The sequence below is a fragment of the Shewanella aquimarina genome (assembly GCF_023349185.1).
In the GTDB taxonomy this organism is placed as follows: domain Bacteria; phylum Pseudomonadota; class Gammaproteobacteria; order Enterobacterales; family Shewanellaceae; genus Shewanella; species Shewanella aquimarina.
In genome coordinates this window covers 40,593-57,399 of sequence record NZ_JAKIKY010000014.1, presented here as the reverse complement: position 1 = coordinate 57,399, position 16,807 = coordinate 40,593, and the positions used below count along the sequence as shown (strand labels likewise).

At 51.6% G+C, this 16,807-nt stretch carries 14 protein-coding genes; 2 read left to right on the top strand and 12 right to left on the bottom strand.

Features of this window, described 5'->3' with window-relative positions; translation table 11 throughout:
- The first annotated feature begins 41 nt into the window (after positions 1–41).
- Entirely contained in the window at positions 42–2,435 is a 2,394-nt protein-coding gene (locus L2731_RS16320) for a PilZ domain-containing protein (RefSeq protein WP_249254516.1), read from the top strand.
- A 14-nt stretch (positions 2,436–2,449) separates the two neighbouring features.
- On the opposite strand, the gene L2731_RS16315 is transcribed toward L2731_RS16320, so the two are convergent.
- Both L2731_RS16315 and serB read right to left on the bottom strand, forming a co-directional pair.
- Positions 2,450–3,376, bottom strand: coding sequence for an alpha/beta fold hydrolase (locus L2731_RS16315; protein ID WP_249254555.1), 927 nt, complete (start codon positions 3,374–3,376; stop codon positions 2,450–2,452).
- A gap of 236 nt (positions 3,377–3,612) precedes the next feature.
- Positions 3,613–4,596 (bottom strand): phosphoserine phosphatase SerB, encoded by a 984-nt coding sequence (serB, locus tag L2731_RS16310; RefSeq protein ID WP_249254515.1) that lies wholly within the window; start codon positions 4,594–4,596, stop codon positions 3,613–3,615.
- Positions 4,597–4,638: 42 nt separating this feature from the next.
- Here serB and L2731_RS16305 point away from each other — a divergent pair, with 42 nt between their 5' ends.
- Entirely contained in the window at positions 4,639–5,430 is a 792-nt protein-coding gene (locus tag L2731_RS16305; protein ID WP_249254514.1) for a YtjB family periplasmic protein, read from the top strand.
- A gap of 144 nt (positions 5,431–5,574) precedes the next feature.
- On the opposite strand, the gene deoD is transcribed toward L2731_RS16305, so the two are convergent.
- The 10 genes from deoD to nlpI all read right to left on the bottom strand — a co-directional run bounded on the left by deoD (position 5,575) and on the right by nlpI (position 16,772).
- Positions 5,575–6,285, bottom strand: coding sequence for a purine-nucleoside phosphorylase (gene deoD, locus L2731_RS16300; protein WP_041509114.1), 711 nt, complete (start codon positions 6,283–6,285; stop codon positions 5,575–5,577).
- A gap of 110 nt (positions 6,286–6,395) precedes the next feature.
- Complete coding sequence (locus L2731_RS16295) at positions 6,396–7,613, bottom strand: phosphopentomutase (RefSeq protein WP_249254513.1); 1,218 nt, start codon at positions 7,611–7,613, stop codon at positions 6,396–6,398.
- Between the two features lie 11 nt (positions 7,614–7,624).
- Positions 7,625–8,956 carry a thymidine phosphorylase gene (gene deoA / locus L2731_RS16290; RefSeq protein ID WP_239851828.1) on the bottom strand — a complete coding sequence of 444 codons (1,332 nt, stop codon included), beginning with the start codon at positions 8,954–8,956 and terminating at the stop codon, positions 7,625–7,627.
- A 157-nt stretch (positions 8,957–9,113) separates the two neighbouring features.
- Positions 9,114–9,887, bottom strand: coding sequence for a deoxyribose-phosphate aldolase (gene deoC, locus L2731_RS16285; RefSeq protein WP_239851830.1), 774 nt, complete (start codon positions 9,885–9,887; stop codon positions 9,114–9,116).
- 450 nt (positions 9,888–10,337) lie between these two features.
- Positions 10,338–11,171: a nucleoside-specific channel-forming Tsx family protein gene (locus L2731_RS16280; RefSeq protein WP_249254512.1), complete on the bottom strand. Its 834-nt coding sequence runs from the start codon at positions 11,169–11,171 to the stop codon at positions 10,338–10,340.
- A gap of 341 nt (positions 11,172–11,512) precedes the next feature.
- On the bottom strand, positions 11,513–12,772 hold the full coding sequence (locus L2731_RS16275) for a NupC/NupG family nucleoside CNT transporter (RefSeq protein ID WP_220060173.1): 1,260 nt from the start codon (positions 12,770–12,772) through the stop codon (positions 11,513–11,515).
- Between the two features lie 177 nt (positions 12,773–12,949).
- Positions 12,950–13,777, bottom strand: coding sequence for a TatD family hydrolase (locus L2731_RS16270; protein ID WP_249254511.1), 828 nt, complete (start codon positions 13,775–13,777; stop codon positions 12,950–12,952).
- Complete coding sequence (locus tag L2731_RS16265) at positions 13,764–13,973, bottom strand: DUF5363 family protein (RefSeq protein WP_144203805.1); 210 nt, start codon at positions 13,971–13,973, stop codon at positions 13,764–13,766. Before L2731_RS16265 ends, L2731_RS16270 begins: the two co-directional genes overlap by 14 nt.
- A 154-nt stretch (positions 13,974–14,127) precedes the next feature.
- Positions 14,128–15,708, bottom strand: coding sequence for a peptide chain release factor 3 (prfC, locus tag L2731_RS16260; RefSeq protein WP_041509109.1), 1,581 nt, complete (start codon positions 15,706–15,708; stop codon positions 14,128–14,130).
- Between the two features lie 173 nt (positions 15,709–15,881).
- Positions 15,882–16,772, bottom strand: coding sequence for a lipoprotein NlpI (nlpI, locus tag L2731_RS16255; RefSeq protein ID WP_249254510.1), 891 nt, complete (start codon positions 16,770–16,772; stop codon positions 15,882–15,884).
- Positions 16,773–16,807: the final 35 nt, after the last annotated feature.

Sequence of the window (16,807 nt, the reverse complement as noted above, 5' to 3'; positions counted from 1 at the left end):
ATAAGCCGCGCCATCCACTTTGAGTCGAAAAGATATAATCCATGAGTCTAGAGCAACATAAGGCATTGATCGAACAGCTAAAACCCCTCCTGATGGAAACCAATTTCCAGGAACTGTTTGATCATCTAACCGCCAGCGAGTCCAATTCGACTCGTTTTCTGCTCAAGATGGAACTCAATCGTCTCTCCTCTCCCTGTACCCGGGTGATCGATCTCAGGGACAGGTCCGAACTGCCCTGCGCGCCCTTTAACAGCGGCGCCCAGACCCACTTTATCGACGCCCCGGCTAAAGAGAACTTTATGCAGGCACTGGCCCTGTATCAGGGGCAATACACGCTAGGGGTGTATGAGCAGGTCATCGAGGGACATAAACTGCGGCGACAACGCACGCGTGATGGCGAAGCTCAGGGCGATAGCGCCCTCACTCCCTATGTGGCCAGCGGTGCCATCTTAGGCAGCTATTTTAATCGCGCCGAAGAGCGGATGAACTATGCGATCCGCATCGGCGTGTTGCAGCCGGGTCGCAGCGAGATAAAGGGGATCACAGTCGATCTCTCGGTCGGCGGCGCCCGTATTCGCTTACCTGTCGACCATGGCCTCAACCCAGAGCAGCCGCTCATCGTCAAACTGCTGGAGCTGAGCGCCGAGTACTATTTCGATGATCTGCAGAAAGGGGTCGAGTATCAGGTGGTCGACGTTGAGAGCAACCATGAATACTGTTGGATGCGCCTGAAACGCACGGGTGGCAGCGATGCCCTTGCCGATATGTTGGCCAACCTGATCCAGGGCTATAAGTTTCGCTACAAGGTGGATATCAACGACATACTGGTGACCGCCACGGGGCTCGGCTTCGAGCGCCACTATCTGCCCCATCTGCCTCATCTGCCCCTATATGTAGAGCAGATTGATGGTCAGTCCCGTGTGACCCATAAGTTGCTGAGCCGCGACAACCAGAAGCTACAGCAATATTTTGTCGATGAGAAGTCGGTCAGTCAGCTCGGCGGCATGTTGACCCACGAGCGGCTACAGGCACTATTTAATGCGCCACAAGACCCTGACCACAACCTGTTTTTCTGCTTTACCTTTCAGGCCCAAGGGGCGATCTTCTTCTATTCTGCCAGTCTCGCCGAGCTAAAACAGAGCGATCTGCTTGGCCTCTTCCTGCGCTTTGGCGCGACCAAGGCCAGTTGGCGCATCTTCAAGCTGGCCTGTCATGAGATAGACCCTGAGATCTCCTATAAATCCAGCGTCTTGCCCGGTGATTCGAGCTATTACGCCTCGCTGACAGAGGCCCAGCTCAAGTGCTTCACCCATGTGCTGCAGCTTATGGATCTCACCAACGAAGATATTCTGCCTCAGTATGAGGCCTGGGATGCCAAAGGCCATCAGGCCAACGAGCTGAAGCGTTTCGGACAGGAGAAGCTGCTGGAAGATCAGATCAAGCTGCTGTCGCTGCAATTTACCGAGCGGCGCAACGAGGCGCGCTTCTCCTTCAAGACGCTAGTCACCGTCAGCCAGGGCAAGCAGAGCCACCATGGCTTTACCTTAGATATCTCGGGCAAGGGCCTGCAGGTCACCCTAGATGAAGCAGCCGACTTTGATACCACGGCTCCTGTCATGGTCGCCTTTCCCAAGCTGCAACATCTGGCGGGTAAGACACGTCTGGCGCAGCTGCCCTATAGGCTGATCCGCACCCGCAAGAATGGCGTCACCATACACCTGGCCGCAATGGTTGGTCATACGCCCCATGTCGGCGTCGCCTTCCTCAGCCGTCTCATCGAGGCTAACCGTGACAAGCTCAAGAAGCTGACCGAGGCCAATAGCGACATGAAGGAGCTCTCAGACGGGCTGAAAAACCTGCTGATGAGGGAGTTGGCCTCTGTGCCCTACTTCATCGAGAAGACGGCAAAATCGGCCAAGCTGAGCGTATTGGGCGTGAGCAAGCACTCCAACGCCATCGCCGACCTATTTGCCGCGACGACTCAGGAGACACTGAAATACGACCTCAGCGCCCTGCTGGACAAGGGACGCCTCAAAGAGGACTTCATCACGCCAATCCGCCAGATGAAGCCGCAACATGGATTAGAGTTTTTCGAGACCTATGTGCAGATCTCCCGTCAGTCTCAGGGACGGATCAAGATAAAGTGCTTGCCGCCTAAGGAGATAGGCGATGAACAAGCCCAGCTGCACTTCATCAGACAGAGTCAAAATCTGGGCCGCTTCATGGCGCTTCGCATCTACCGCGGCGCCGCCGGCAAGCCGGATATCAACTACATCAGGCGCGAGCTGGAATATATTGGCCTACACGCCCAGCACAAGGCCAAGAAGCTGGAACACTTGATGTGGCACATCATAGGCGTGGGTGAACTGCTGGATATTACCGACGAAGTAATGCTGCGCTATCCGCAGTTACACAATGAAAATCTAGGCGCTTAACCAGCACTAGAGCGTTAGAGCGCGCGGTACCAGCTCAGCACCTGGGGAAAATGGTCCCGTATGGCATCTTTATGGGTGAGCATCTCGGCGTGGCCATAGTCATGCAGGTTGCCGTTCGCCTTACTGAGCAGGCTATAGGTCACCTGCTTAAGATGACACTCCTTTATCATGCGCTGCACGTCGGCAGGATTGCCCAGCACTTGGTCCCCCTTGCCGGCGATAAACCAGGCCTTAGGCCAGCCCTGTTTCACCCCCAAATCACTAGCCGCCTTCGCATAATCAAACCCGTCGTCGTGATCTATCCAGTCTCCTCTGACCCAGTCGATACTCTGGGACAGAGAGGCCTTACTCTCATTGTCCATTCCCATGCGCCAGCGATCGGCGGCCAGGTACCCATGGCCGGCAGCAATCGCAGGAGCCAGCCTGTTCCAGACCAGATCCACCATCAGCCACTTCTTGAATGAACGTACCTTGATCGCCCGCTTGCTGCCGAAGGTCAACAGCGAGGCGACACTGGTCTGAAAGAATTCGAAACGCGCGATGGCGCTGGCCATCAGCACGCCTCCCCAGGAGTGGGCACACCAGTGCACCCTATGTGCCTGCGGATGTTGCGACAGGATATAGTGCTGCACCAGCGGAAGCTGCTCGCGGATCACCTCGCCCTGCCCATGACTGGCGCCAGTGCTCAGTTTAGGGGTACTCAGCCCCCGTCCCAGGGTGTCGAGCACGTAGACCACAAACCCCGCCTCGGCCAGGTAACAACCCAGTCCCCTGCCTTTGTCGCTATAGAAGACCCGGCCGTTAGACATGGCGCCGTGGAGCATCAAAATAGGCGGCCTGCTCATGTCGGCATCGGGCCGCTTAAGCAGACGCAGGTGTAGTTGCCCCTGATGATAGGGAATAAAACGTGATTCTTGGATCGGAGCCGACACAGAAGATATCCGAATAAAATTTGATTTAAGGTACTGACTTTAAAGGGGTAACTCAAGTACAAAAAAGCAAAAAACAAGCGCAAAACTGTCTTAAACATGCGTTTAAAGATAATGACTTGTAGATCAAAGATAAAAGATTGATTTTAAACGCGAGCCTTATTGGGGTCTCTTCATAAATAGCCCAAATAAAAGGCCCGCATCATGCGAGCCTATCGATTCATCCTTGGCTGGAAACAAAAATCTCTCTAAGCCAGGTTAACTAACATAAAGGGCAGCACCCGCAGATCCAGCTTGGCAATCGCCGCATCGGCAGCCGCCTGCAACTTAGGCTTGGCATGGTAGGCGATGCCAAAATCGGCCGCCTGCACCATGGGGATATCGTTGGCGCCATCGCCTATGGCTAAGCGTTGGCCGACAGGAATCTGCCAGGTCTCGGCGCTGCGTAGCACGGTATCGGCCTTAAACTGAGCATCCACCACTGTGCCTATCACCTCGCCTTTTAGCTTGCCCTCGACGATCACAAGTTCGTTGGCATAGGCCGCATCTAAGCTAAGTTGCTGCTTTAGATGGCCCACAAAGGGTGTGAAGCCCCCCGACGCCAGCACCAAACGCCAACCATGGGCCTGCAGCTCTGCCACCATCACCTCGAGACCCGGCATTAGCGGCAGTTGGCCGCACAGGGTATCTATGATGCCGGCATCGGCGCCCGCCAGCTTGGCCACTCGCTGGCGCAGACTCTGCTCGAAATCCAGCTCGCCCTGCATGGCGCGCTCGGTAACCTCGGCCACCGCCTCGCCAACCCCGGCCATGGCCGCCAACTCGTCGATACACTCAATCTGAATCGCCGTCGAGTCCATGTCCATTACCAGCAGTCCCGGTTGGTCCAGCCTTGGCTGCTGGCCACCAATATACAAGAGCTCAATATCGTCCCTCGCCGCCAGGGCGTCGGCCAGCTTCTGCCCTGCCTGTTTATCGAGACAGAGCTCAATACAGGCTAGATCGTTTTGGCGCGTGATCACCGCAAGACTCATCGGCTGCGCACAGGACAAAAGCTGCTCGGCGATGTCGCCCTGGCACTGAGCATCCTGATAGACCAGACGCAGGCGTAAATCAGCGTTGGGGGCGCTTGCTTCCTCATGGCGTGAAAAGAGACAGCCATTCAGGGTGATACTCGCGCTAACCTCATCATAGAGCCATGAAAACAGAGGATTTTGTTGCTGATTTGCCATTAGTCGTGCGTCTCCGGGTATCGGGTTAGAAGATAATCCATTATGATTAATAAAACCCTTATCATCTTCAGGTACAAAGTGTTTTTTCTTAAAGGACTCAAAAAGACCCAAAGGCTGACACGACTGCTGCAGATCAGTGTCGCTGTCGCCCTCATGGTGGGCTTGTTCCAATTATGGGAAACTAGCCTACTACAAGGTCAACAGCTTCTAAAGTCCCAAACCCAAAAGATGGCTCGTTTATTGGTGCAACAGACCGCCTATGGCGCCGCGCCGGCCTTGCAGCTGCAAAATGATGAGCAACTGCAGTGGCTCACCAGTGCATTGGTACTGGACCCCAAGGTGGTGTCAGCCACCATCTTCAGCGAGAAGGGGCAACGCCTAGCCTTCGCCCAGAGCGTCACCGACGAGCCGCTCGAGCCTGAATCGGAAGAGCTAAGGGCTCTACTGGCACCTTACCCCCCCTATGTCGAGGCCGTGCTCCAGGATGATAAAAACCTTGGCTATATCGAGGTCAGGTTAGTGCCGCAGCGCTTCTTCAACGAGATCAAGGAGGCGCACCAGCTCAACATGGAGCAACAGCAGATGATGTTGATCATCGCCGGGCTCATCGGCATGCTGCTCTCCCGTGCCCTCTCCTTTAAACGGGCCGACTTCGAGCGTCGCCAGACCAAGAGCAGACTCGGTAAGAAGATAGCCGCCACCCTAGGCACAGATAAGGAACAGGAATACGATGATGCCGAGCGCTCCTCAGACACAGCCGATGATACCGACCACGCCAAAAAAGGCGCATCTCAAAACGGCGAAAAAGATGACGGCGAAGCAAATGCCAGGTAAACGAATGCCCGAAAACCAATAAAAGAGAAGCAGCAGGCGAGCCTGAGCAAACTCCAGCGGGGTAAAGGCGTCATTAGACAAGTTGACCACAGATATAAAAAAACGGGCCGATTGGCCCGTTTTTATTCAACACTAGCGTGATAATTACAGAGTAATTGCCGCTTCCAGTGTCATTTCGATCATTTCGTTGAAGGTGGTTTGACGCTCGTCAGAAGAGGTCTTTTCACCGGTACGGATATGGTCAGATACTGTTACCACACATAGCGCCTTAGCACCGAACTCTTTAGCAACGCCGTATAGACCGGCAGCTTCCATCTCGACGCCTAGCACGTCCATCTTTTCCATCACGTCGAACATTTCTGGATCTGGCGTGTAGAACAGGTCGGCAGAGAACACGTTACCTACGCGGTACTTAGTGCCCTTCTCTTCGGCAGCCTTAACTACCGCGCTCAGCAGACCGTAGTCACAGATAGCAGCGAAGTCTTGGCCCTTGAAACGTAGACGGTTAACTTGTGAATCGGTGCAAGCACCCATACCGATGATCACGTCACGTACTTTAACGTCTGTGCTGATCGCACCACAAGTACCTACGCGGATCAGGTTTTTCACGCCGTAGTCTTTGATCAGCTCAGTCGCATAGATAGAGCAAGAAGGGATACCCATACCAGAACCCATTACAGAGATACGAACGCCTTTGTAAGTACCTGTGAAGCCTAGCATGTTACGTACGTCAGTGACCTGCTCAACATTCTCTAGGAAAGTTTCAGCAATGTACTTAGCACGCAGTGGATCGCCTGGGAAAAGCACTGTATCAGCGAATGCACCGTCAACAGCATTAATGTGTGGTGTAGCCATCTATATAACCCCTATTTTTAGACTTAAGTCTTTTTCTAGTAGCGGTGGCCCAATTTAAGCCACCAAATCATAATATTGTAGCAGGATGACCTTAAGTCATCCTTATTTGCCTAGGCGACGAATGACTCGCCGTACTCCATAGGCTCAAGGCCGAAGTAGCTGGCAATGCTCTGGCCGATATCGGCGAAGCTATTGCGACGACCCAGTGAACCAGGCGCCAAACCTGCGCCATAGGCCAATACGGGCACGCGCTCACGGGTATGGTCTGTACCCTGCCAGGTTGGGTCACAACCATGGTCTGCGGTCAGCAGCAGAAGATCGTCTTCCTCCAGCAGTGCCAACATCTCTGGCAAGCGGCTGTCGAAATACTCCAGTGCACGGGCATAACCAGCAATGTCACGGCGATGGCCATAGTGAGAGTCGAAATCGACGAAGTTAGTGAAGACTATGGTGCGGTCGCCAGCCTGTTTCACTTGCTCAAGCGTAGCATCGAACAGGGCTTCCAAACCTGTGGCCTTCACCTTCTTGGTGATACCGCAGTGAGCATAGATGTCGGCAATCTTACCCACACTCACCACTTCACCGCCGGCTTCTTTCAGCTTGTCCAGCACTGTCTTTGATGGTGGCTCGACCGCGTAGTCTTTGCGGTTACCGGTACGGGCGAAATCGCTCGGGCCTGTGCCAACGAATGGACGGGCGATAACGCGGCCGATGTTGTAAGGCTCAAGCTCTTCACGGGCGATCTGACACAAGGTGTAGAGGTTATCCAGACCAAATGTCTCTTCGTGACAGGCGATCTGGAATACAGAATCGGCCGAGGTATAGAAGATAGGCAGACCAGAACGCATATGCTCTTCACCCAGCTCTTCGAGAATCGCCGTGCCTGAGGCATGGCAGTTACCCAGGAAGCCAGACAAACCAGCGCGCTCGAGGATCTTATCTGTCAGCTCTTTAGGGAAAGAGTTTTGCAGGTCGCTAAAGTAACCCCACTCGTACAGTACGGGCACGCCCGCCATTTCCCAGTGACCACTCGGGGTGTCTTTACCCGAGCTGAGCTCATCGGCATGACCGTAGGCACCGATCACTTCGACATCGTCACCGAAGCCTTCAGCAAAGCTGCCTGTGCTCTCTTTAGCGGCCATTGCCAGGCCGAGTTTGGCCAGGTTAGGTAGCTTAAGCGGACCTTCGCGACCTTCGTTTGCCTTGCCTTCGGCACACGCCTTAGCAATATGACCGAAGGTGTTTGAACCTGTGTCGCCAAAGGCTTCAGCATCTTTTGCTGCACCGACCCCGAAGGAGTCGAGCATCATAATGACAGTTCTTTTCATCTTTTACTCTCCTAGAGATCTGACTGACGAATGTAACGATAGATCTCTGGTGTTTTCTCTGGCGCTTCATCGCCAATGTGAATCGCTTTCTTCACGGCTGCCGCCGCTTCTTCGAAGGCGCTTTCAGATTGCGCATGTACCATGGCAATCGGCTTATCTGAGGTGATCTCATCGCCCAGTGCACAGACTTGGGTCAAGCCCACACTGTAGTCTAGGGCATCACCTGGCTTACGACGTCCACCGCCTAGGGTCACCACCGCAAGACCAAGCTCACGGGTATCCATAGAGGTTGCAAAACCACTACGGTCGGCGTAGACAGGACGAATGATCTGCGACTGTGGCAGATACTTAGCATAGTTTTCGATAAAGTCTGCAGGGCCACCTAGGCCAGAAATCATGCGGCCAAAGATATCGGCAGCCTTACCGTTATCCAGCACACGATTGAGCTTGTCACGCGCCTCGGCTTCGTTAGCGGCCAAGCCGCCTAACTGTAGCATCTCGGCACACAGACCCATGGTCACTTCATACAGACGTGGGTTACGGTATGCACCCGTGAGGAAATCAACCGCTTCCTTCACTTCCACCGCGTTACCCGCACATGAGGCCAGCACCTGGTTCATGTCGGTCAGCAGCGCAGTTGTCTTTGTGCCGGCACCATTTGCCACGGCTGTGATACTGCGAGCCAGCTCTTCAGAGGCTTCATAGGTCGGCATAAAGGCGCCGCTACCCACCTTAACATCCATGGCTAATGCATCGAGACCGGCGGCGAGTTTCTTAGAAAGAATAGAAGCTGTGATGAGAGAGATGGATTCAACGGTTGCGGTATTATCGCGAATTGAATAGAAGCGCTTATCGGCGGGGACTAGGTCACCTGTTTGACCTATGATGGCGACACCGGCTTCTTTAACAACTTTTCTGAACAGGTCGCTGTCGGGCTCCGTCTGGTACCCTGGAATCGCATCAAACTTATCCAGGGTTCCGCCGGTATGGCCAAGGCCACGGCCGGAAATCATGGGCACATATCCGCCACAGGCGGCTGCCATGGGGCCAAGCATCAGGCTGATCACATCGCCCACACCGCCCGTGCTGTGCTTGTCTATGATAGGGCCATCTAAGCCAAGGTTTTTCCAGTTAAGAACGGTACCAGAGTCACGCATGGCTGTCGTCAGCGCAATACGTTCATCCATGTTCATGTCTTTAAAATAGACCGCCATACCCAGTGCAGCGATTTGGCCTTCAGAAACTGTGTTGTTAGTGATCCCTTGAACGAAAAACTGGATCTCTTGAGTCGACAACACTTCGCCATTACGTTTTTTACGAATAATCTCTTGTGCTAGAAACATGGTACTGCCTCCAAATTTGTCACAAAAATTCGTATTCGAGTGACAAATTCTCTTGTTTAACGCCAAAACCGTAATTTAATTACGAACAATATATACAAGTTTTGGCGTTATCAAATAGATTTAGATCACACTTAACTAATAAAGCTAACCGCGTCGCTTAGTAACCTTGAGGACCCTTAGGCGCTTCGGCCAGTCCCAGGGTATGTAACAGGTTGTTTAGCAGGCTAGACGCACCGAAACGGAAGGTACGTGGAGTAGCCCAGCCTTTGCCTAGCAGACGCTCGGCGACACCTAAGAACTCTTCTGCGGCCGCTGCATCACGCACACCACCGGCTGGCTTAAAACCAACCTTAGGGTTCTTCTCGGCGATAACTGTCATCATGATCTCGGCGGCTTCTAAGGTGGCGTTAACTTCCACTTTACCGGTAGAGGTCTTGATAAAATCAGCACCGGCGTCGATAGACAACTCAGAGGCCTTACGGATAAGCGCAGGGTCTTGCAGTACGCCAGACTCGATGATCACCTTCAGCAATACATCGTCACCACAGGCTTCTTTACAGGCTTTAACCAGCTCATAACCTACGGTTTCGTTACCGGCCATCAGGGCACGGTATGGGAATACTACGTCAACCTCATCGGCACCATAGGCAACGGCGGCACGCGTCTCTAGCACGGCGATCGCGATGTCATCGTTACCATGGGGGAAGTTAGTGACTGTAGCAATTTTGATCTCTTCACAACCCATCTCATTCAGGGTCTTACGAGCGATAGGAATAAAACGAGGATAGATACAGATTGCAGCTGTGTTACCTGCAGGAGTCTTAGCCTTATGACATAACTCAATCACTTTTTGATCGGTATCGTCATCGTTCAGGGTCGTCAGATCCATCAACTCAATGGCTTGCTGTGCTGCTTTTTTTAAATCACTCATATTAGCTCTCCGAAACGTAAATTATTAATTCAGAAATAAGAAATTGACGTATGACAGCACCTAGAGTTGGCATCTTTTGATTATATTTATGGCCGGGCCTTCAGGCGTTGCCGTAAATTTGTTTTATCGGTACGACACAACAAGTTTACTAATTCAGGTATTCAATGCCCTGGTGAAACCAGCGGCGATCCTGACACAAGGGTCACGACTTGAATCCTTGAAGACCGGGAAGGGGGAACTAAGTAATTATACTTTGTAGAGTAGTGTTCCAGCCTTTCCGCGAAAAATCCTTTTTAGCGCGTAAAACTACTAACCTTTATGTAAACAAGCTCTATTAATATAGTCCATGCTTAGATAAAGATTACTCACTTAGGTCAAACAATGATGACAAACCTGAGCGAGAGATTAGGAGCCGCCAGATAGCGGCTCCTAAACCTACAAATTCTAAATTTAGAACTTGTAAGTCGCGGTGAAGTAGTGACCCCAACCAGTGGTTTCTAGGCCAACGATACCAGCGCCATCTTTTAGCAGGTAAACGTCTTTGTAGCCTTTCAGACCATAGCCAAGTGCATACTTGTCAGAGTGCCAGTACAGACCGAAGAAGGCTGCACCACCGTTGTCAGACATAGGAACGAACTCGTTACCCATATCTTCGTCACCACCGAACTGCCAATCAACATAACCTTGGAAAGATAGGAAGCTCTTGTTCTCGAAGAAGTAGAAAGGCTTGAACCAGTTAGCAGAGAACTGGTAACCGTTCCACTCTTTCTTATTCAGGTCATAGTGAGCGTACAGGTTCATGCCGGTCTTACCTAACCAAGGCACGTTTACGTCAGCACCGATACCCCAGAAAGTAGCGTTTACGTCTTCACCGATAGCTCCGCCACCCCAGTTGAACAGAGTTGAGAAGTAAACTTCTTGAACTGGGCCGAAAGACAGGTCTTTACCTGTGATCGCATCTAGAGAGAAGCGTGGGTTAAACTTCATGAACATTTTGCTAGAGCCAGAGCCAGAAGCTTTGTCGCCAGAGCTTTCGTTGCCCAGGTTGAACACATCAACATAACCGTATAGATCAACGATACCCTTACGGCCACCGAATTCCATCTCTAGGTAGTTGTGTCCGCTCTCGCCAGCACTTGGTAGCTCGTCTACAGAGTACATAGCGTTGAACTGCATCCACTTGTAGTCGGTAGCGTATAGATCTGAACGATCTGCTGCAAAAGCGCCGGTAGACATTGCTGCTACGGTAGTAGCGGCTAAAGCTAAAGTTTTAACGTTTTTCATCATCAACCCCATTATTTTATGGTTTTACTGCTCTTTACGAGTCAGCGTTTCTTTCTTTGTTGGCGCCGCATTTTACTCAAATTGTATTAAATCACAATATAATTAATGTAAAAATGCGAACACAATATTCTAACACTAAAACAAACTTCTGATTTATCACTGATATTGGCGTCTAATCGCCGAACAGGCCGAAGTTTGTTTACACACAGCTACCCATCAACAGCAGTGATACATAGCCATCTTGTTACTAATACGTTGAAAAATGGTTGAGTTAACGCTGACTCTGCCCTGCTGGGCAGAGTCGTCGTTCAGGGGCATCCCCCCAAGGAATTTCCTGAGACTTATAACGCTAGGAACAGACCCGCTAGCGTTGCACTCATTAGGTTAGCTAGAGAACCAGCTACTACCGCACGGATACCAAGCTTAGCTAGGTCGTGACGACGGGTAGGAGCCATAGCACCTAGACCACCCAGTAGAATCGCGATAGAAGACAGGTTAGCGAAACCACACAGAGCGAATGAAATGATTGCCTTAGTTCTGTCGGACATTACAGCGTTAGTCGCTTCAACTAGCAGACCACCGTCAGCAACGTCTTTCAGGTATGGAGCAAAGTTCAGGTAAGCAACGAATTCGTTAACAACGATCTTCTGACCGATGAAAGAACCTGCGATAAGCGCTTCGTTCCAAGGCACACCGATTAGGAATGCTAGAGGCATGAAGATGTAACCAAGGATCAGCTCAAGCGTGATACCTTCAGCACCGAACAGACCAGTTACGCCACCGATAATACCGTTGATCATCGCAATCAGACCAACGAAGGCTAGCAGCATCGCACCAACGTTCAGAGCTAGGTGCATACCAGATGAAGCACCGGCAGCCGCAGCGTCAAGTACGTTAGCTGGCTTGTCTGGATCTTCTGGCAGCTCATCCATTTCGTTAACAGTTTTCTCTGTTTCAGGATGCATTAGCTTAGCCATCAATAGACCACCAGGTGCAGCCATGAATGATGCAGCAACTAGGTACTCGATAGGTACACCCATCTGCGCGTAACCAGCCAATACTGAACCAGCGATAGAGGCTAGACCACCCACCATGATAGCGAACAGCTCAGATTGAGTCATAGTCGCGATGAATGGACGAACAACCAGTGGCGCTTCAGTTTGACCAACGAAGATGTTAGCAGTCGCTGACATAGACTCAGTACGGCTAGTACCCAGAGCTTTCTGCAGACCACCACCGATGATACGGATGATCCACTGCATGATGCCCAGGTAGTAAAGTACCGCGATCAGCGATGAGAAGAAGACGATAACAGGCAGTACGTTGATAGCGAAGATGAAGCCCACTTTGAAGTTAGCCAGATCGCCGAACAGGAAGCCAATACCGTTTTGTGCGTAACCGATAACGCTAGATACGCCATCTGAAACACTTTTTAGAATGTCTTTACCGATAGGTACGTACAGTACGAAACCAGCAAAGAATGCCTGAATCGCAAGTGCACCAAATACGGTACGCATGTTGATAGCTTTTTTGTTGTTAGAAAGCAAAAAACCTATCGCGAGTAGGACGACCACCCCTACTAAACTCATTAAAATATCCATTAACCATCACCCTATTGTTAATACTTTTTAATTATGTTGTTAACCAACCTTTTTCACCGACAGATTATACCCGACCGGATGGTTAAAATCGTCGTTTTGATCAAGTTTTTGAAGTTTTATTTCAAGGCGTTACAAAAAAAACTTGGTGCGATTTACATCTGTTTTTTCAAAAATAAACTAGAGGTCAAAGAGTTGCAGCGTATTTCGAAACACTTGTTCTGATACCAGAACGTTAGATTTTTTTTGCAAATTTGCGATTTTCTCAATTAGCAAATGCAAAATTAAGCCAGATCCGCCGGTTTTATCGGCAAATTGCGACTTTTTCAGCTGGTAAACCAGGGCCAAATCAGTCTCGATCACCAGATGTTCTAACGGTAACTTGACAAGCGTTTCTTGCAATTTTTTCGCCTTTTCCTCCAGCAACAGATGACCTATTCCTAGGTAACACCCCGCATCCACATAGTGCTGAGCCAACTGCATCGAGCCATAAAAGCCATGTATCACACCTCCTCTTGCCAAAGGGTAGCGTTTGAGTAACGCCAGCACCTCGTTGTGGGCCTTGACGCTATGCAGAATCACCGGCAATTCGTGTTGCTGGGCCAACTGCAGTTGCGCCTCGAAACAGGGAAGCTGAGCCTCCCAGGAAGCTTTATGTAAGGCATCTAACCCACACTCGCCGATGGCAACCAGCTTGGGGTCGTCGCCTCGCTCCTCAAGAAGTTTAGACAAGTTTTCAATATCTTGCTGCCAATCTTCAGTGCAATACCAGGGATGAACCCCGAGTCCATAATGAAAGCCATGGCGCGCCGCAATCGCCTGAAGCTTAGGCCATTGACTGGCGCTGACGCCTGGGATCACCGCATCTTTAAGGCCATTGGCCCTGAGCCTGGCGACTAACTGCTCACGCTCAGCATCGAATTCGTCAAAATCCAGATGCACATGACTGTCGATAACCGCAAGCCTGCTATCGAATGCCTTGCTATCCTGGGAATCACCGGCGCGCATCTTCAACTCTCGCCTTGGCATCATGTGGTGCTTGCTGAGGTTTCTCTGCCTGGTGAGCGGTTAATGCCGACTCACTCAATTTAGGCTCATTTAATTCGGGATCACTTATTTTGGGCGCGCAGCAGCGCTGATTCTCCGGCGTTAGCCCCATACGATCACACCAGGCGATATAGGCGCGCCACCATTTCACTATCATCTTGGCTCCTTAATTCTATGGTTTTTGACTTCTCAGGCCCCACTTCAATGGCCCCCAACTTCAATAGCGCCTAGTTCAATCGCTTAGTTTCACTATACTGAAGGGCTCAAAAAATGTGCACAAAAAAAGCAGCCTAGGCTGCTTTTTCAATTTTTTAGTTCTCGCGGGTCTTGGCGAACTCTATGTCGGGATAACGTTCTATCGACAAATTGAGGTTCACCATGGTCGGCGCCACATAGGTGAGGTTGTCGCCGCCATCTAGCGCCAAATTGTTGCTGCACTTTCGCTTAAACTCTTCAAGCTTCTTGGCATCTTCGCAGTAGACCCAGCGCGCCGTCGCCACGCTGATCGCCTCGTAGATAGCCTCGACCTTATATTCGCTCTTAAGACGCTGCACAACCACTTCAAACTGCAGCACACCCACGGCGCCCACGATCAGGTCGTTGGAGTCCAGCGGACGGAACACCTGCACCGCACCTTCTTCAGACAGCTGTACCAGACCTTTGAGCAGCTGTTTCTGCTTCAGCGGATCCTTGAGCCTGATACGGCGGAACATCTCAGGTGCGAAGTTTGGTACACCGGTAAAGCGAAGCTTCTCACCTTGGGTAAAGGTATCGCCGATGCGTATGGTGCCATGGTTATGCAGGCCGATAATATCACCAGGATAAGCCGCCTCGGCGCGGTTACGATCGCCGGCCATGAAAGTTAGAGCGTCGCTGACATTCACATCTTTACCAATACGCACATGGTGCATCTTCATGCCTTGCTCATAACGACCGGAGCAGATACGCATGAAGGCGACACGGTCCCTGTGCTTAGGATCCATGTTCGCCTGGATCTTAAACACGAACCCACTGAACTTAGGCTCATCGGGCTCGACATTACGCAGATCCGATTCACGGGCCTGGGGACGCGGCGCCCACTCGACGATGCCATCGAGAATATGGTCAACACCAAAGTTACCCAGTGCGGTCCCAAAGAACACAGGGGTCAGCTCGCCCTTGAGGAAGGCATCCAGGTCGAATTCATGGGAGGCGCCCAGCACCAGCTCCATCTCGTCACGCAGATCCTGTGCATAGCTACCAATCGCCTCATCCAGCTCGGGATTATCCAGGCCCTTGATGATGCGCGAGTCTTGGATGGTGTGCCCCATACCGTTCTGATAGAGGATCACCTCATCGCGGAGCAGATGATAGACACCCTTGAACTCTTTACCGGCGCCGATAGGCCAGGTAATTGGCGCACAGGCAATGTTCAATACGTTCTCTACCTCGTCCATCAACTCGATAGGATCACGAATGTCACGGTCAAGTTTGTTCATGAAGGTCACGATCGGCGTATCACGCAGACGGGTGACTTCCATCAACTTGATGGTGCGTTGCTCAACACCCTTTGCCGAGTCGATCACCATGAGGCAAGAGTCAACCGCGGTCAGCGTACGATAGGTATCTTCCGAGAAGTCTTCGTGGCCCGGAGTATCCAGCAGGTTCACCAAGGCCTCGCGGTAAGGGAATTGCATCACAGAGGTGGTAATCGAGATACCACGATCCTTTTCCATCTCCATCCAGTCAGACTTGGCATGCTGTCCCGACTTCTTACCCTTTACCGTGCCCGCCTTCTGCAGCGCCTGTCCGAATAACAAGACCTTCTCGGTGATGGTGGTTTTACCCGCATCCGGGTGCGAGATGATGGCGAAAGTACGACGCTTGTCGACTTCAACTGTATAGCCTGACATGATTACCTGCGATTTGATGGAGTGTTAAAAGCGGGCAATTATAGCGCCAAGCTTATCCTATGGCTAGTTTGGCGACCCGGAACTGGGCGCTTGTGTGGCGCCGACAGATAAAAACGAAAAGGCCCGCCAATAGGGCGAGCCTCAACAAACGATAATATAACTTACGTTCTGCATTAAGGCTGAGCAATCAGTTCGTTTATCTTTGCCAGTTCGACCCTGGCATATCTATGCTCGACGAAATCATAGATGTTGGTCGCCAAGGCCAGGCGGAAGTAATTGGCGGCATCGCTGTAGTTGCCCTGCCTCTTTGCGATCTTAGCGATATAGAAATAGGCCTCACATAGGCGCTCGGCATACTCATTGGGATGACTCAGCCCCTGCTTAGCCACCTCAAAGACCTGCTCACGACTCACCTTACCAAGATAGAAATCCACTAATGTGGTGGACCACTGCGAGTCGTCCAGCTTAGCTCTGTTCTCGGCTAAATGCTGCTTAGCCTGCTCGGCGCCCAGTTTCGACTCTGTGATATAGAGCCAAAGGGCACGGTAACCGTCCTGCTCGTTGGCCCGATAGAAAGACTGCATGTCGGCCACGGCCAGCTCGTCTCGCTGACCATAATAGAGGGCGATGCCACGATTGAGATAGGCATAGTCATAATCGGGGGAGAGCTCGAGTACGGCATCGAAGGCCTCATAGGCACTCTCAAATTCCCCTTCCTGGGTGTAATAGATGCCGATAAAGTTATAGGCATCGGCCAGATTAGGCTGCAACTTCAACGACTGGTGAAAGTCGATGCGACTCAGGATGCGTAGTCCGACACTGTCGTAGATCACCCCACGGTCATAATGAAAACGCGCACGCTGCTCAGGAGTCAGTTCGGCCGAGGCTAGGATATCGTTCAATCTGGCTAAGGTAACCTCGAGCTTATAGTCAGGCATCACAGGGGCCACCATCAGCTTACCCTGCTCTGCCGTCGCCGCCGATTGAGTCGATACACATCCTGTCAGTAACAAACTTAGGCCGGTCATCACTGCCAAAGAGACCGAGCGTAATTTATGAGTCATCCATTTAACCTTTTCAGCGCTGCAATTGCCTCAAT

Coding starts and splice junctions, on each gene's coding strand:
- L2731_RS16320 (WP_249254516.1), top strand. CDS start 42: ATGAGTCTAGAGCAACATAAGGCATTGATCGAACAGCTAAAACCCCTC.
- serB (WP_249254515.1), bottom strand. CDS start 4,596: ATGGCAAATCAGCAACAAAATCCTCTGTTTTCATGGCTCTATGATGAG.
- L2731_RS16305 (WP_249254514.1), top strand. CDS start 4,639: ATGATTAATAAAACCCTTATCATCTTCAGGTACAAAGTGTTTTTTCTT.
- deoD (WP_041509114.1), bottom strand. CDS start 6,285: ATGGCTACACCACACATTAATGCTGTTGACGGTGCATTCGCTGATACA.
- L2731_RS16295 (WP_249254513.1), bottom strand. CDS start 7,613: ATGAAAAGAACTGTCATTATGATGCTCGACTCCTTCGGGGTCGGTGCA.
- deoA (WP_239851828.1), bottom strand. CDS start 8,956: ATGTTTCTAGCACAAGAGATTATTCGTAAAAAACGTAATGGCGAAGTG.
- deoC (WP_239851830.1), bottom strand. CDS start 9,887: ATGAGTGATTTAAAAAAAGCAGCACAGCAAGCCATTGAGTTGATGGAT.
- L2731_RS16280 (WP_249254512.1), bottom strand. CDS start 11,171: ATGAAAAACGTTAAAACTTTAGCTTTAGCCGCTACTACCGTAGCAGCA.
- L2731_RS16275 (WP_220060173.1), bottom strand. CDS start 12,772: ATGGATATTTTAATGAGTTTAGTAGGGGTGGTCGTCCTACTCGCGATA.
- L2731_RS16270 (WP_249254511.1), bottom strand. CDS start 13,777: ATGCGCGCCGGTGATTCCCAGGATAGCAAGGCATTCGATAGCAGGCTT.
- L2731_RS16265 (WP_144203805.1), bottom strand. CDS start 13,973: ATGATAGTGAAATGGTGGCGCGCCTATATCGCCTGGTGTGATCGTATG.
- prfC (WP_041509109.1), bottom strand. CDS start 15,708: ATGTCAGGCTATACAGTTGAAGTCGACAAGCGTCGTACTTTCGCCATC.
- nlpI (WP_249254510.1), bottom strand. CDS start 16,772: ATGACTCATAAATTACGCTCGGTCTCTTTGGCAGTGATGACCGGCCTA.